Raw genomic sequence first — 14,501 nt, 5'->3', positions numbered from 1 at the left:
GTCAATGCGATCAGCACCGGGGGGCGGTGCGGGTACGGTAGCCGTCGTAGTACTGGCTGCCGCAGACGACCTGCTGCTGGACGACGTCGTCGCGATACCCGTTCTGGCCGCGGTTCGTCACGGTCACCGTGGTATAGCGACGGCCATCGGCCTGGTTGTACCAGACCTGATTGCCCGGCTGATTAGCGTAGCCGTACGGCGCAGGCTGCGAATAGCCATAGCCATATGGAGCAGGCGCGGGACCGTAGCCGCTGCCGTAGTACGGATTGTAGCCCGTCGCCGCCGGCTGATAGGAGCCGCGCGGTGCGGCAGTGCCGTCGTCCTGGCACGCCGCCCCGGTGATGCCGATGGCCGCAACGAGCATCAGTTTCGGAAAGAGCCTCAACATGGCGATTCCTCCAAGCCAGGAAGTGAAGTTCCCCAACTCACTCGATGATTCTGTCCTTCTCAAGACGAACAACGGCCTGGGAAGCGAATAGGTTCCCGTCAGCCGCTTATAACCAGGGTTTTGCGGCCTTCAGGAAATCCGCGCGGTCGACAGCGATCGGGCCTCTTCCGACAGCAGCGCCACATAGCCCTTCAGTTTCGATCTCACGAAGCGGGCGAGCGGGATCGTCAGCGTCAGGGAGCCGACCGGCCGCTCCTCGGCGAGCCCGATCGGCACGGCAATGCCGACCGAATCGGGCAGCTTCTCGCCGCTGCTGAAGGCGAAGCCCTTGCGCCGGGTGGACTCGATCAACTCGGCCAGGGTGCGGCCCGACGGGCGCCTGCCCGTCAGCGGCGACGGTCGCGGCGCGGCGCACAGGCTCGCGCGCAGCGAGGGCGGAAGGAACGCCAGGATGGCGAGCCCCGACGCGCCGCACTCCACCGGGGCAGGCTCGAACAGCGCGATGCGGTAGCGCAGCGAATGCGGGCTGTCGCACTTGGCCGTGTAGGCGGCCATGTGCCGGTCCGCGGGATGGTCGGGCAGGTATTCGCAGAACATCGAGGTCTCGCCGGTTTCGGCCGTGAGCCGGTCGAGCGCCGGCTGGCACAGGCTCGCGAAGGAGGTGTTCTGCGTGACCAGGCTGGCGACTCGCAGGAACTGCAGGCCGAGCCTGTAGCGCCGTTGCGTGGCATCCCGCTCCACGAAGCCCGCGCCGCGCAGCAGGTCGAGCAGGCGGTGCGACGTGCTGGTGGGCAGGCCGAGCGCGGTGGCGACATCGGTCACGCCGACGGAGCCGCCGGCCTCGGCCATGACCGTCAGCACCGCAAGCGTGCGCGCCACCGTGCCCCCAGTGTCCATTCCTGGCGTGTCTGCTCTTGTTGACAACGATCCGCAGCCCTTGCGATAGTTTCGGGAACAAATCCCGCTCACCGGAATATAGAGGCGTGCAACCGCCCGCGTCAACGAGGAGGAGACGATCCATGGGTGCGTTGCCGGCGGACAAGGTCGCGCAGTGGAAGCACGACGGGTTCCTGTCGCCGTTCCCGATGCTCGACGCGGCGGAACTGGAGGCGTGCCGGCAGGGCCTCGCGCGCTACGAGGCGTGGCTCGGCGCGCCGGTCAACGCCCATCCCGAGATGAAATGGCGGACGATGCCCTATCTCCTGATGCCGTGGGCCGCCCGGCTGGCCCGCGACCCGCGCATCCTCGACAAGGTCGAGGATCTGCTGGGGCCGGACATCCTGATCTTCACCAGCACCTTCTTCATCAAGGAGCCGCACTCGCCCACCATCGCCGCCTGGCACCAGGACTCGACCTACTACGGGATCGAGCCCCGGGAAGAGGTCACGGTCTGGATCGCGCTCACCGAGGCGAGCGAAGCGGCCGGCTGCATGGACGCGCTGTCCTTTAGCGGCAAGCCGCGCCAGCTCAGCCACGTGTCGCGGGTCGTGAAGAACAGCGTCAACCGCGCCGGCCAGGTCATCACCGAGCCGCTCGATGACGGCGCGCCGGTGCCGATGCCGCTGAAAGCCGGCTGGTTCTCGATGCATCATGGGCTCTGCCCGCACCGCTCCGGACCCAACACCTCGTCGCACCGCCGCATCGGCCTGGGGCTGAACTACATCCCGGCCCACGCCCGGCCGGCCGGTTCGGTCCGGCAGGCAGCACTTCTCGTCCGCGGCACCGATCGCCACGGAAATTTCGAGCCGGCCGCCTGGCCGAAGGACGAGCTGGGCGAAAACGAAGTAAAAATGCACGAACGCACCGTCGGCCTCTACCGCGACGGCTATCTCGAGGAAGAGGCAAAGCACGCGAAGCGCTCGGCCAATGAAAACACCACCTCACCCTGAGGAGCATCGCGCAGCGATGCGTCTCGTCGGGCGGAGTAACCTCCGCCCTGGGGTGGGAACGAGCACCTTGTCTGCGGCCCATCCTTCGAGACGGCGCTCCGCGCCTCCTCAGGATGAGGTTGGGTTTTTTGAGGAAGGAAACGTCACAATGAAACTTTGGAAATCGATCGCAGCCGCACTCCTGCTCCTGTGCGGCACGGTAACGGCGCAGGCGCAGGACTATCCGAACCGCCCCATCACGCTGGTGGTGCCGTTCGCCGCCGCCGGGCCGGGCGACATCATCGCCCGCCTCGTGGCGGACGCGATGCGGCGCAGCCTGGGGCAGGAGGTCATCGTCGTGAATGTCGGCGGCGCCGGCGGCACGATCGGCACCACCCGCGTGGCCCAGGCCAAGCCCGACGGCTACACCATCCTGCTCGGCCACGTCGGCCAGTCGACCATGAGCAGCCTCTACAAGTCGCTGCCCTTCGACCCGGTGGAGAGCTTCGAGACCATCGGCCTGATCACCGACGTGCCGATGACGATCGTCGGCAAGCCCGGTTTCGCCCCGAAGGACATGAAGGAGCTCGTCACCTACGTCCGCGAACGCCCCGACAAGATCAACTACGCCCATTCGGGCCTGGGCTCGGTGGCGCATCTGTGCGGCCTGATGTTCATGAGCGCGACCAAGACCAGGATGACCGTCATTCCCTACAAGGGCGGCGGCGAGGTCATGAAGGATCTGCTCAGCGGCACGATCGACGTCTACTGCGAGCCGGCCACGGGCACGACCGCCAATATCCAGGCCGGCAAGATCAAGCCCTATGCCGTCACCACCAAGCGCCGGGTGGCGACCCTGCCGGACGTGCCGACGACGGCCGAGGCGGGCTTCCCCGAGATCGGCATCACGACGTGGTACGGTCTCTACGCGCCCAAGGGCACGCCGGCCGCCGCCATCGACAAGCTCGCGGGGGCACTGCAGGGCGCCCTCAAGGACGACAACGTGAAGACGCGCTTCGCCCAGCTCAGCATGGAACCCGTGTCGCAGGACCAGGCGACGCCGGCCGCGCTCGCCGCGAAACTCAAAGCGGAAGTGAAGTACTGGTCGGCGCTTCTCAAGGAAGCCGGCGTCAAGCCGGAATAGGCGCGGTGACGGGCGAGGCATCGGGGATCGGCGAGCGCGGCCAGCGCCTGGCGGACGCGCTCGCGGCCGCCGGCGCAAAATCGGGGGCTTACTTGACCGCCAGCAGCTCGACGTCGAAAATCAGCGTCGCGTTGGGCGGGATGACTCCGCCGGCGCCGCGCGCGCCGTAGCCCAGTTGCGGCGGAATGATCAGGGTGCGCTTGCCGCCGACCTTCATGCTGGCGACGCCCTCGTCCCAGCCGCCGATGACCTGCTTCATGCCGATGGAAAACTCGAAGGGCGACCCGTGGTCCACGGACGAATCGAATTTCCGGCCTTTCGCCCCTCCTTCGGAGAGCCAGCCGGTGTAGTGCATGACACAGGTCTGGCCGGTCTTCGGGCTGGCGCCCGTGCCGACGGTCGTATCGATGATCTGCAGGCCGGAGGGGGTCGTCATGGTTTTTCCTTGGGGGCTTTTGCGTGAAGAGGTCGCGTGCGCATCAAGCGTTACATCGCCGTCATGCCGCCGTCCACGAACAGCAGGGCGCCGGTGACGTAGGAGGCATCGTCGGAGGCCAGGAACAGGATCGCGGCGGCGACCTCCTCGGCCCGTCCCGGGCGCTTCATCATGGTGCCTTTCGCCGCACTCGCGTTGTACTGCTCGACGGTTTCGCCCGCCGCCGCGATGCGGCGTGCATGGAACGGCGTGAAGATCGGACCTGGGCCCACGGCGTTCACGCGAATGCCCTCCGGCGAGTGGTCGGCGGCGAGCGCCCGCGTCAGGCCCGCGATCGCGGCCTTGGTGGTGTCGTACTGCAGGTTGCCGCCGCCGGCGACGACGGAACGGACGGAGGCGACGTTGACGATGGCCCCGCCCTTCTGCCGGCGCATCAGCGGAACCGCCGCCTTGGCACAGAAGGCGTAGCTCATCAGGTTGACGTTCAGGATCTCGTTCCAGCTCGCCGCACTCGCCTCGTCGATCTTCTCGTATTTGCGGATGCCGGCGTTGTTGACGAGGATGTCGAGGCGCCCGAACTTTTGCGCGGCGCCGTTGACGAAGGCGAGGCAGGCGGCCTCGGTCCCGACGTCGGCCTGCGTGAAGGCGATCTTGGCGCCGGCGGCCGCGAGCTCGGCCGCCACGCGCTGGCCGCGCTCGCCGTCCCGATCGCAGAACGCCACGCTTGCGCCCTCGGCGACGAAACGCCTGACCGTCGCCTCGCCGATCCCCGATGCCCCGCCCGTCACCGCCGCGATCTTGCCGTCGAGCCTACCCATGTCTCCCCTCTTTCATTGCATTGCGAAAACGCACAGTCACTATTGTAGCACCAATCCAGCGTGCATTGCCTTGTTGGCCTGGTGACCTCGACCAATTGGATCAGCATCATCTCATGGACAAAGTTTGCTCCCGACTGGCGATCTGCCTGACGCCAGAGTTTCTTGATATCGACGCCTACCGGCACACGTGTAGCCAACTCCGGAAGCATTCACAGGGCGAGATTGTCTACTTCAGAGCCAACCTCTCGTGCCGGTGGTAGAATTAGCGCGACCACCCGCAATAGCGGTGGGTGCTATTTCGAGGTGAACTCTTGCGCCTGTTCAGCGTTGTCAGACTCAAGTGGGGTTCGCTGGAAAGCGCAGTGCTGCACCGGCGCGTTCTCGCGATGGAACAATTGGCTTCGCTGAATAGCGCACTCTTGCGGCGACGCATTCTCGCAATGGGAAGAATTGAGTCCGCGTACTATGCGGGCTTGGCATTCTTAAGGCGTCATCGGACTGCAATGATGTGGGCAGCGGCAATCCTAGCCGTCTTGGCCTCGTGTTTCACGCTTCCATGGTTTCGACCGCGCCTCGTTCAATATTTCGAACAGATTTCCGCCGACCAAAGCGACAAGCTCTCCATCTTCCGTGCGCTGGTGGGAACCATCGGTGGTGCGTTAGTTGGCGCTACGGCAATCGCATTCTCTGTGGTCATGATATCGGTGCAGATAAATTTTGCGCGAATGCCTTATGGCCTGTTTCGTCGTCTCTCCTCTGATTTTATTTTGTTAGGCTACTTTGGGGGCACATTCATTCTAGCCTTCCTAGTGGCGGCTACAGCGCTCATTCCAGGAGACCGAATTGCGGAGGGTGTTCTCGTGGCCGGGTGGGGTTCAGCCCTATCATTTCTGTTGTTTCTTCTTGCCTATCGTAGAGCGCTCGAACTTATCAATCCTGTTTTTCAAGTTGGCTTGATTGTCAGCCATGCCACCAAGACTCTAAGGTGGTGGAGCAGACGCGCCACACGAGTAAAGGCGCTGATTGTCAACGAGACTTCAAACGGAAAACCTGCCTCGCATGACGTTTCGAGGGCGGGCTTTTTTCTGGCGAATCCCAATTGGTCGATAGAGGCGCGTCGTTCCATTGATCATGCTATTGCGTTTTCTCGGACCCACGGCGTTCTGGGCGATCACGAAGTATCTCGCGTGGCGTTGGTCGGGGTCGTCCAAATAAACGCGGCCTATATCGATGCGAAGGGGAAGACTTTCTTCACTCTTCTACCTTTTGGCGGCAGCCCGCTAGTCACGGATGAGTTTGTTAATTCGACGCTTGAACGCCTTCGGCAGCATCTTCGGGATGCGATTTCACGGAAAGACGAAACGGGAGTCGAGCTGGCCTTCCAGACGCTTTCCTCACTCGTAGTAATTTATAGTCGCATCGACTACGGAGACCGTCAGTCGGGCGGCAAATATCACGCGAAGCTTGTAGCCGGGTATTTGTGTGAAGGCGTGACGTCGACATTGCCTCATGACATGCCTGATGTGGTCATGAACGGTGTCCGCCAAATGGGCATAGCTGCGACCACGCTGTTGGCAAACGGTGACCCAAATGATTTTTTGGCCGTGGTCGAGAAGCTGACGCCGCTGGGCGCGGTCGGCGTCGCTCATGAGAAACTTAGACCGGTCACTATGACGGTCATGGAGCAATTAAAAGGCATTCTTTGCGGCCTTCTAGTTTCCAAATTTCACGACATTGGGTATGCCGCCAAGAGGATCAATGAAGGGATTGAACTACTAGTCACAATTTTCATCGATGGAGTACCTGACAAGGCGCTATCCGACACTCATGGAAGCAACCTTGGTCCGATTTATTCGCTTCGAGCGGAAGGGACTTTTCCCTACTGGTTGATGAAGGTTGGGAACGAACTTCTCACAACGAAGGCAGATGATCTGGCGGCAAGACGCATCGCGGATCATTTGGAAGATTGGTCGGAAGAACTCTTTCAGCGACATAAACCGGTCTTCGTCCTGGCAATTGAGAAGCGCTCAAATTTCACTGGCGACTTGATTTCGTGGATCGGCCATGTTTGCCGAACGCTCATGGCAGTCTCTACTTCCGATTCATGCCGGCCTCATACTGCAGAATCGTTGAAAAAGAACGCCCGCAACTTAGTGTCAGTGTTGTCATGGGTGCCAGACGACAACGCGTCCTTGGACTTCGTTGAGAACTACAGACTTGACGAAGAGCTATTCGAGATAGCCGAGGCAGCTATCCATCGCTCGTGCGCGGAAGTGTTCGATGCGGCGGAACGTGTGTTGATGGAATTGACCTTTGGTCGCGGTCACCAAAATCGCTGGTCAGGCGCGGAAGATGCGATCTGTGCATTTGCTACGCTTGCGTTAATGAATGTCGACGGGGCTGGCGAAATGGGTCTGAAAGGTGCGTTAACCAAGAGACTTTCTAAGACGCCCCTGTTCGCGGAGGGTGATCGAGACAGCGTCGCAAGCGCCGTCCGAACCCGTGCCGAAAATTTTGCTTACGATGATTATGTTTCGTCTCGAATTGATGTCGCCATGAGGCGCGTGGACCGCGCAAGACTTGAGCGCTTGTTACTCGAAATCGCGGATATTATTTCGCCGTCAACGCTGCCTGCCCCCAAATGAGCGACGCGCTGTTAACCTTCGTCTGGTACCCGATTTTGGTGCTGGTCCTGTTTTGTGCCGTTCTCCACCTATTGCTTGTATCGCCATGGCTCCCTTGGAATCCACGGCCGCAACTATGGTGGAAGAAGACGGACTATCTTTGGCTGTTTCTTACTTGCTTCTCGATCTTGGGCTATGCCTATGCGTCGCAACGCTCTTACGCAGAGATAGCTTGGGAGAGTAATTTCAAGCAGCTTTTCAATGCCGAGCAACGCCTAAACGAAATGGCAGACAGCCTCGTTGGCCGACTTTGCGGAAACGTGGCGCGGCGAACGGAATTCTCCCCGCCGAATTTCGACGAGATCGTTGCTCAAACGAAACTAGCATGTGAGCATTCGTTGAAGATGAAAGCAGCAGTCTCTACCGTTCTTGAGCGCCGCAGCCGTGCTGTCTCATCTACCTTCGAGCCACCCGCCGAACTAACAGACAGGGTACACCTTTCCGACCAAAGTTTGGTACGTGACGCTTATCGCGAAGTCGTGCGTAGACAAGACGATGACGCTGGCTTGCGGAAGCTCAAGGACAAGGGTGCTGGAGAGCTACTGCTACTCTTTTGGGCGCCCTACATGCTGGCATTCGCTTTCGCGCTCCGAATAACCAGGGCAACGGCTGATGTCTTGTTCGAACGTGGACGCAACTAACTCCAATCTACGATACGCGAACCTGCCAGCCCGGCCACATTTTTAGGTAATAGCGGGCGCAAGTCGTTGGCGGAGCGTCCTTGACAGGAAACCGTCCGTTTCCTATATTTCCTGTCAGGAGGCACCATGAATGCGTTTTCCCTGACCTACCGCAACGGCCGCAAGTTCAGCCGCCGCCGGGAGCGCCAGATGGCGTTCCTGAAGGCGCTGGGCGAGACCGGCTCGGTGGCCCATGCCGCGGCCATCGTCGATGTCGACCGAACCACGCCTTATACCTGGCGCAACACGCTCCCCGGCTTCGCGTCGGCCTGGGAGGCGGCCCTTGCCGAGGCGGCGACCCGGCCGCGGCGGCGCGCCTATTTCGCGATGGCGCCCGACCGCATGAACGACCGCCAGCTCATGCATGTGCTCGGCAAGTTCTCCCGCCGTCACAGTCGCGCGTGAAATTCGACACATTTGCCGACAGGAAATGGCATCTTATCCTTTGTCTTCAACGCCTTGGTTGTGGCGCAACAGAATGTCCCGAGTCCGATCCCGTCACAGTCGATGAGATGGCGATTCTCCAGAAGACGATTTCAAGTTTGCACGCTTTTGCCGCGCACAGCGCGTCCCCGGAGACTCCGGGAAAGGCCAACGGAAACAAGGAGGTGAAGGCGTTTTGGGCGGACATCGGACCTCCACAGGTCGTGGAGGTCATCTCTTCGCTGGGAGCGCGCCACTCCAGTGGCGCTCATGCTCATGAAAAGATGCGCCACTGGAGTGGCGCGCTCCCAGCAAGAGTCAGGACACCGGTCGGGCCTGGAGCCGGGTCCCCGAAAGGCGGTTGGCGGCGGCCACGACCAGCGTGGTGATGGCGACCATGGTGAGGCTGAGCACCGCGATGGCGCCGACGTCGCCGCTTTCCTTCAGGTCAAAGATCAGCACCGAGAGGACCTTGGTGTCAGAGGTGAAGAGGATGACCGCGGCGCTGAGCTCGCGGATGACGGCCACGAAGACGAAGCACCAGGTGGCGATCACGGCGGAGCGCAGCAGCGGGGCGGTGATGTCGGCCAGCGTCCGGAGCCGCGAGGCGCCCAGCATGCGGCCGGCCTCCTCCAGCTCGGGATGGACGGCGTGGAAGGCCGAGGAGAGCTGCTGGTAGGCCACCGGCAGCTCGATGGTGACGAAGGCGATGAGCAGGATCCAGAGCGTGCCGTAGAGCGTGAGCGGCGGGCGCGTGTAGGCGAGGAAGAGGCCGACGCCCAGCACGATGCCGGGGATGGCGAGCGGCGCGGTCGCCAGAAAGCCCAGCACCTTGTGGCCGGTCACCGCCTTGCGGGCGACGATGTAGGCGATCAGGAGCGCCAGCAGCGCCCCCAGGGTCGCCGAGGAGGAGGCGAGCAGGAAGGTGTTCTTGAGCGCCGGCATGGTCGAGCTGAGTTCAAGGAAGGTGAAGCGGAAATTGTGCAGGGTCGCGGTCTCGAAGCTCACGATGCGCGAGGCGACGCGCGAGAAGGCCGAGTTGAACAGCGCCGCGTAGGGCAGGAAGAGCGGCATGGCGAGCACGATCATGGCGAGCGCCACGGCGGGCCATTTGAGCAGGCCGAGGCGGATCAGGCGCGGCTCGCCGTATTTTCCTCCAAGCACGGCATAGCCACGGCGGCCGAGCGCGCGGGCCTGGGCGCGCAGCAGCAGGATGGTGAGGACCAGGAGCGGCAGCGAGGCGGCGGCGGCGAGCTCGGGCTTGGGCGGGAACTGGAACAGGCTCCAGATGCGGGTGGTGAGGGTGTGGAAGCCGGCCGGGATGGCGAGGATGGCGGGCGAGCCGAACAGGTTCATCGCCTGCAGGAAGGAGACCAGCGCGCCCGCCAGCAGGGTCGGCAGGGCAAGCGGCACCGTGATGCGCCGCGCGGTGTCCCAGGTTTTGGCGCCCAGCATCGAGGAGGCGTCTTCCAGTTCGCCCGGCATGCGGTCGAGCGCGTTGGCGACCAGGATGAAGACATAGGGAAAGGTGTAGCAGGCGATGACGAAGATCAGTCCCTGGAGACTATAAATATCGAGCAGCGCCTCGTCGGCCGGCATGCCGCTGATCGAGCGCCAGAGCTGGTTCAGCAGGCCGGAGTTCGGCGCGGCCAGCATCTCCCAGGCGATGGCGCCGACGAAGGGCGGCGTCACCAGCGAGGCCATCACCAGGGTGCGCACGCTCCGGCGGAGCGGCATGTCGGTGCGGGACACCAGCCAGCCGAGCGGTGCGGCGATCAGGCAGCACAGCAGGCTCACCGAGACGGCGATGATCAGGGTCGTGATCAGCGGGTCGACAAACGTAGGGTCGGTGAACAGCGTCGCGAAGTTCCCGAGCGTCGCGGCGCCCTCCTTGTCGGAGAGGCTGTAGACGACCAGCCAGCCCACCGGCAGGACGATCATCACCGCGAGAAGCGCGGCGACGGCGAGGAGGATGGGCCGCGAGAGGTCGAGCGACCTTGTCATACCTTGAAGATCTTCGCGTACCTGGCCTTGATCTCGTCGGCCTGCTTCTCGACCAGGGCGGGATCCTCCTTGAAGGTCTTGATCGAAGCCAGCGCCGGCCGGCCGGCCTTGGCCTTGATCAGTTTGTTGGCGGGATACTGGCCGCTCAGGTCGACGATGAACTGCTGGCCCTCGGCCGACATGATCCAGGCCACCAGCAGGCGGGCGGCGTTGGGATTGGGCGCGGCCTTGAACACCGCCATCGGGTTGGTGATGAGCGGCGTGCCTTCGACCGCGTGCACGACCTGGATGGGGGCGCCGCGTTCCTTGGCCATCCAGAAGAGATAGTCGCTGCCGTCGACGGCGATGGCGCGCTCGCCGGCCTCGATCTTCTTGGGCGGCTCGGTGGCCGACTGGACCTGCAGCACCTTCTGCTTGGCCAGTTTCTCGAAGTATTCCCAGCCCAGCGCCTGCGCGAGCTGCTGGGTGGCCGTCATGATGGTGCCGGAGTAGCCGGGATGGGCCTTGACCATCTTGGCCGCGTACTTGGGATCGAGCAGGTCCTTGAAGCCCTTGGGCGCATCCTCGGGCTTCACCAGGCTGGTGTTGTAGGCGATGGCGCTCAGGTGCGTGCGCTGGTTGACCCAGGTGCCGTCGGGGTCGCGCTGCTCGGCCGGCACGTTCTCGGCGATGTCGACCGTGACGAACGGCTGCAGCCAGCCCTGCCGTTTCCACGGCAGGAAGTGGGCGGCATCGGCGCTGTTGGCGACGTCGACCCTGTAGATCTTGCTCGCCACTTCCTGGGCGATGCGGTTGAACAGGCGCTCGCTGCCGGTGCGTTCGACCGCGACCTTGATGCCGGGGTACTTGGCCTCGAAGGCCCGGGCCATCGGCTCGGCGACGGAGAGATCCATCGCCGTGTAGTAGCTCACCTTGCCTTCCTTCTTGGCCGCCTCGATCAGCGCCGGGGTGATCTGCTCGGGCGGCGGCGCCGCCGAGACGACTCGGGCGCCGAACGGCACCAGGAAAGTAGAGGCGGCGGTCGAAGCGAGGAGCGTTCTGCGGCGCATGGTCTAGACCTTGAAGAGTTGGGTGTAGCGCGTCTTGATCGCGTCGGCCTGGTCGGCCACGGCGGCGGCGTCCTCGCGCAGCGTCTTGATGTCGCCAAGCTTGCGGCGGTCCGCCCGGTCCTTGACCTGCGGATGGGCCGAGCGCAACGCGCCGACATCGACGTTCATCTGCTGCGCCGGCGCGCTCATCGACCAGGCGGTGAACAGCCGCGCCGCGCTGGGATTGGCGGCGCGCGCCATGATCGCCGACGGCCCGGTGACCAGCGGCGTGCCCTCGACGGCGTAGACCTCGGCGATCGGCTCGCCGCGCGCCTGGAGCATGGTGACGACATACTCCGTGCCGTCGGCCATCACCGCGCGCTCGCCCAGCGCCAGCTTCTTCGGCGGATCGGCGGCCGACTGGACCTGCATGACCTTCTGCTTGGCGAGCTTCTCGAAATACTCCCAGCCGAGGTCGCGGCTGAGCTGCTGCGTCGCCGTCATGATGGTGCCGCTGTAGCCCGGATGCGCTTTTACGATCTTGCCCATCCACTTGGGATCGAGCAGGTCGATGAAGCCCTTGGGCGCGTCCTCCGGCTTCACCAGCTTGGTGTTGTAGGCGATCGGCGAGAGCGTGATGCGCCACGAGGCGTACATCCCGTCGGGGTCCTTGTGCGCCGCCGGGAAATACTGCGCCACGTCCTCGGGCACGAACGGCGCCAGCATGCTGGCCCGCTTCCAGACGATGAGGTGGGCCGCGTCGGAACTGTTCACGACGTCGCAATTGTAGATCTTGCTTTGATACTCCTGGCCGATGCGCTGGAAGATGCGCTCCGCGCCGGAGCGTTCGACCTTCACGGCAATGCCGGGATAGGCCGCCTCGAAGGCCTTGGCGATCTTCTCGGCAACCGGCAGATCGACCGAGGTGTACCAGGCGAGCTTGCCTTCCTTCCTGGCCGCCTCGATCAGCGCCGGCGTGATCTTCTGCGCCTCCGGCGGCGCGCCGCGCACCGGCGTCACGAAAGAACCAGCCGTCGCCGCGGCCGAGGCCGCCAGCACGTGACGTCGCGTCAGTTTCCTGGTCATGCGCTAATCCTCCGCCAATGCCCGGCACTGCTCCGCCGGCAGATGCAGCCAAACCGCCTGCCCCGGCGCGATGTTCTGGCCGGGCGGCGCCGTCACGCGCAGTTCGGTCTTGTCGTCGAGCTGGACGGTATAGTCCCGCGCCGAGCCGAGGAAGACCTGCCGCGCCACGACGGCACGAAGGTGATTCTCGGCATCCGACCGCGGCGCCTCGAGGGCGATGCCGACCTCGTGCTGGCGGATCGACAGGGCCACCGGCCTGCCTGGCTGCAGAGTGCGTCCCGTGCTGCGCACCGAGGCGTTGCCGATCGACAGGCGGTTCGCGTCGAGCGCCGTGCCGCGCAGGATGTTCGAGCCGCCGATGAAGCGGGCGACGAACTCGGAGCGCGGCCGGCTATAAATGTCCTCGGGCGTGCCGAGCTGCTCGACCTTGCCGTGGTTCATCACCGCGATCAGGTCGGCCGTCGTCATGGCCTCCGATTGGTCGTGGGTGACGTAGACCGTGGTGTAGCGGTAGCGGTCGTGCAGGCGGCGGATCTCGAAACGCATCTCCTCGCGCAGGTTGGCGTCGAGATTGGAGAGCGGCTCGTCGAGCAGCAGCGTCTCGGGCTCGACCACCAGCGCACGGGCCAGCGACACGCGCTGCTGCTGGCCGCCCGACAGCTCGCCGGGATAGCGCCCGGCCAGCGCCTCGAGCCGGGCGGTGGTGAGGATCGCCTTCAGCTTGGCGTCGATCGTGGCCTTGTCGAGCTTGCGGATCCGGAGGCCGTAGGAAACGTTCTCGGCCACCGTCATGTGCGGCCACAGCGCATAGCTCTGGAAGATCATCGACATGTTGCGACCTTCGGGCGGCACGGTCCGCGCCGGCGAGGACAGCACCTTGTCGCCGACCACGATTTCGCCTGCCGAGGGCTCGATGAAGCCTGCGATCAGCCGCAAGGTCGTGGTCTTGCCGCAGCCCGACGGCCCCAGCAGGCAAACGAGCTGGCCATGCTCGACACGCAGCGACACGTCGTCCACAGCGACCGCCGCGCCATAGCGCTTTGTAAGGCCTTTCAGTTCTACCGAGGCCACGTTTCCTCCCAGTTGCGCTTACCTTATTCAAATCCCCCGGCGCGCGCTATATTCCCGACCTTATCGGAGGATCGCGGCATGCAGGAACAGAAGCTCTATGGACGGCGCGACGGCGCGGTCGGACACCTCGTTTTCAACAATCCGGCCAAGTTGAATGCCGTCTCCCTCGACATGTGGGACAGCTTCGTGTCGATCCTGAAGGATTTCGACGCCGATCCGGAGATCCGTTGCCTGGTGGTGAGCGGCGCCGGCGGCAAGGCTTTCGTCTCGGGCGCTGACATCTCCAAGTTCGAGAGCGAGCGCGCCAATGCCGAGGCCCAGGTCCGCTACGACGCCATCTCCAAGGAAGGCTATGAGTCGCTCTACAACTTCTCCAAGCCGACCATCGCCAAGATCACCGGCTACTGCATCGGCGGCGGCATGAACCTCGCGGCCTGCTGCGACTTGCGCTACAGCAACGAGGGTGCCCGCTTCGGCGTACCGGCGGCCAAGCTTGGCCTCGGCTACGGTTTCCTGCGGATCGAGCGCTTCTCGCGCATCGTCGGCCTGCCGCGGGCCATGGAGTTCCTGTTCACGGCCAAGCAGTATTCGTCGAAGGAGGCCTACGACATGGGCCTTGTGCACGGCGTCGCCGCCGACGCCGAGCTCGATGCCATGGTCGACGGCATCACCGGCGCCATCGCCCAGAACGCCCCGCTCACCATCGCGCTCGCCAAGGCCGCTGCGCGCGAGATCGCCAAGCCCGAGTCCAAGCAGGACCACAAGAAGCTCGAGAAGATGGCGGTGGCCTGCTTCGACAGCGAAGACTTCAAGGAAGGCCGCCGCGCCTTCATGGAAAAGCGCAAGCCGATGTTCAAGGGACGGTAAACAC

At 63.8% G+C, this 14,501-nt stretch carries 14 protein-coding genes; 6 read left to right on the top strand and 8 right to left on the bottom strand.

Annotated elements, in window-relative coordinates; all coding sequences use genetic code 11:
* Window positions 1–10 precede the first annotated feature (10 nt).
* Both EPO55_RS02775 and EPO55_RS02770 read right to left on the bottom strand, forming a co-directional pair.
* A complete protein-coding gene (locus EPO55_RS02775; RefSeq protein WP_296334868.1) occupies window positions 11–388 on the bottom strand; it encodes a hypothetical protein in 378 nt (125 codons plus the stop codon).
* A gap of 129 nt (window positions 389–517) precedes the next feature.
* Window positions 518–1,285 carry an IclR family transcriptional regulator gene (locus tag EPO55_RS02770; RefSeq protein ID WP_296334867.1) on the bottom strand — a complete coding sequence of 256 codons (768 nt, stop codon included), beginning with the start codon at window positions 1,283–1,285 and terminating at the stop codon, window positions 518–520.
* A 122-nt stretch (window positions 1,286–1,407) separates the two neighbouring features.
* Here EPO55_RS02770 and EPO55_RS02765 point away from each other — a divergent pair, with 122 nt between their 5' ends.
* Window positions 1,408–2,277: a phytanoyl-CoA dioxygenase family protein gene (locus EPO55_RS02765; protein WP_296334866.1), complete on the top strand. Its 870-nt coding sequence runs from the start codon at window positions 1,408–1,410 to the stop codon at window positions 2,275–2,277.
* Window positions 2,278–2,425: 148 nt separating this feature from the next.
* Window positions 2,426–3,400, top strand: coding sequence for a tripartite tricarboxylate transporter substrate-binding protein (locus EPO55_RS02760; RefSeq protein WP_296334865.1), 975 nt, complete (start codon window positions 2,426–2,428; stop codon window positions 3,398–3,400).
* 88 nt (window positions 3,401–3,488) lie between these two features.
* Here the strand turns inward: EPO55_RS02760 and EPO55_RS02755 are convergent, their stop codons facing one another.
* Together EPO55_RS02755 and EPO55_RS02750 are read right to left on the bottom strand one after the other, a co-directional pair.
* Complete coding sequence (locus EPO55_RS02755) at window positions 3,489–3,836, bottom strand: FKBP-type peptidyl-prolyl cis-trans isomerase (protein WP_296334864.1); 348 nt, start codon at window positions 3,834–3,836, stop codon at window positions 3,489–3,491.
* Between the two features lie 50 nt (window positions 3,837–3,886).
* Window positions 3,887–4,654, bottom strand: a complete 768-nt coding sequence (locus EPO55_RS02750; RefSeq protein WP_296334863.1) for an SDR family oxidoreductase — start codon at window positions 4,652–4,654, stop codon at window positions 3,887–3,889.
* A 311-nt stretch (window positions 4,655–4,965) separates the two neighbouring features.
* Between EPO55_RS02750 and EPO55_RS02745 the strand changes: the two genes are divergently transcribed.
* From EPO55_RS02745 to EPO55_RS02735, 3 genes are all read left to right on the top strand, one after another.
* Window positions 4,966–7,299, top strand: a complete 2,334-nt coding sequence (locus EPO55_RS02745; RefSeq protein WP_296334862.1) for a hypothetical protein — start codon at window positions 4,966–4,968, stop codon at window positions 7,297–7,299.
* On the top strand, window positions 7,296–7,979 hold the full coding sequence (locus tag EPO55_RS02740; RefSeq protein ID WP_296334861.1) for a hypothetical protein: 684 nt from the start codon (window positions 7,296–7,298) through the stop codon (window positions 7,977–7,979). The genes EPO55_RS02745 and EPO55_RS02740 overlap by 4 nt, the downstream gene beginning before the upstream one ends.
* A 126-nt stretch (window positions 7,980–8,105) precedes the next feature.
* Window positions 8,106–8,423 (top strand): hypothetical protein, encoded by a 318-nt coding sequence (locus tag EPO55_RS02735; protein ID WP_296334860.1) that lies wholly within the window; start codon window positions 8,106–8,108, stop codon window positions 8,421–8,423.
* A 336-nt stretch (window positions 8,424–8,759) separates the two neighbouring features.
* Here EPO55_RS02735 and EPO55_RS02730 read toward each other — a convergent pair whose 3' ends face one another.
* The 4 genes from EPO55_RS02730 to EPO55_RS02715 are packed head-to-tail and all read right to left on the bottom strand — an operon-like array spanning window position 8,760 to window position 13,630.
* Window positions 8,760–10,445: an iron ABC transporter permease gene (locus EPO55_RS02730; protein ID WP_296334859.1), complete on the bottom strand. Its 1,686-nt coding sequence runs from the start codon at window positions 10,443–10,445 to the stop codon at window positions 8,760–8,762.
* Window positions 10,442–11,494: an extracellular solute-binding protein gene (locus EPO55_RS02725; RefSeq protein WP_296334858.1), complete on the bottom strand. Its 1,053-nt coding sequence runs from the start codon at window positions 11,492–11,494 to the stop codon at window positions 10,442–10,444. The genes EPO55_RS02730 and EPO55_RS02725 overlap by 4 nt, the downstream gene beginning before the upstream one ends.
* Before the next feature lie 3 nt (window positions 11,495–11,497).
* Window positions 11,498–12,559 (bottom strand): extracellular solute-binding protein, encoded by a 1,062-nt coding sequence (locus EPO55_RS02720; protein ID WP_296334857.1) that lies wholly within the window; start codon window positions 12,557–12,559, stop codon window positions 11,498–11,500.
* A 3-nt stretch (window positions 12,560–12,562) separates the two neighbouring features.
* Window positions 12,563–13,630, bottom strand: a complete 1,068-nt coding sequence (locus EPO55_RS02715) for an ABC transporter ATP-binding protein (RefSeq protein WP_296334856.1) — start codon at window positions 13,628–13,630, stop codon at window positions 12,563–12,565.
* A gap of 78 nt (window positions 13,631–13,708) precedes the next feature.
* Here EPO55_RS02715 and EPO55_RS02710 point away from each other — a divergent pair, with 78 nt between their 5' ends.
* On the top strand, window positions 13,709–14,497 hold the full coding sequence (locus EPO55_RS02710) for an enoyl-CoA hydratase (protein ID WP_296334855.1): 789 nt from the start codon (window positions 13,709–13,711) through the stop codon (window positions 14,495–14,497).
* Window positions 14,498–14,501 lie beyond the last annotated feature (4 nt).

It is taken from the genome of Reyranella sp., from assembly GCF_004296935.1.
Classification (GTDB): Bacteria; Pseudomonadota; Alphaproteobacteria; order Reyranellales; family Reyranellaceae; genus Reyranella.
This window is presented reverse-complemented; position numbering and strand designations above follow the sequence as displayed.

Bases quoted from the DNA above. Each gene is read 5' to 3' on its own strand.
- EPO55_RS02775 (WP_296334868.1), bottom strand. From the start codon at position 388: ATGTTGAGGCTCTTTCCGAAACTGATGCTCGTTGCGGCCATCGGCATC.
- EPO55_RS02770 (WP_296334867.1), bottom strand. From the start codon at position 1,285: ATGGACACTGGGGGCACGGTGGCGCGCACGCTTGCGGTGCTGACGGTC.
- EPO55_RS02765 (WP_296334866.1), top strand. From the start codon at position 1,408: ATGGGTGCGTTGCCGGCGGACAAGGTCGCGCAGTGGAAGCACGACGGG.
- EPO55_RS02760 (WP_296334865.1), top strand. From the start codon at position 2,426: ATGAAACTTTGGAAATCGATCGCAGCCGCACTCCTGCTCCTGTGCGGC.
- EPO55_RS02755 (WP_296334864.1), bottom strand. From the start codon at position 3,836: ATGACGACCCCCTCCGGCCTGCAGATCATCGATACGACCGTCGGCACG.
- EPO55_RS02750 (WP_296334863.1), bottom strand. From the start codon at position 4,654: ATGGGTAGGCTCGACGGCAAGATCGCGGCGGTGACGGGCGGGGCATCG.
- EPO55_RS02740 (WP_296334861.1), top strand. From the start codon at position 7,296: ATGAGCGACGCGCTGTTAACCTTCGTCTGGTACCCGATTTTGGTGCTG.
- EPO55_RS02735 (WP_296334860.1), top strand. From the start codon at position 8,106: ATGAATGCGTTTTCCCTGACCTACCGCAACGGCCGCAAGTTCAGCCGC.
- EPO55_RS02730 (WP_296334859.1), bottom strand. From the start codon at position 10,445: ATGACAAGGTCGCTCGACCTCTCGCGGCCCATCCTCCTCGCCGTCGCC.
- EPO55_RS02725 (WP_296334858.1), bottom strand. From the start codon at position 11,494: ATGCGCCGCAGAACGCTCCTCGCTTCGACCGCCGCCTCTACTTTCCTG.
- EPO55_RS02720 (WP_296334857.1), bottom strand. From the start codon at position 12,559: ATGACCAGGAAACTGACGCGACGTCACGTGCTGGCGGCCTCGGCCGCG.
- EPO55_RS02710 (WP_296334855.1), top strand. From the start codon at position 13,709: ATGCAGGAACAGAAGCTCTATGGACGGCGCGACGGCGCGGTCGGACAC.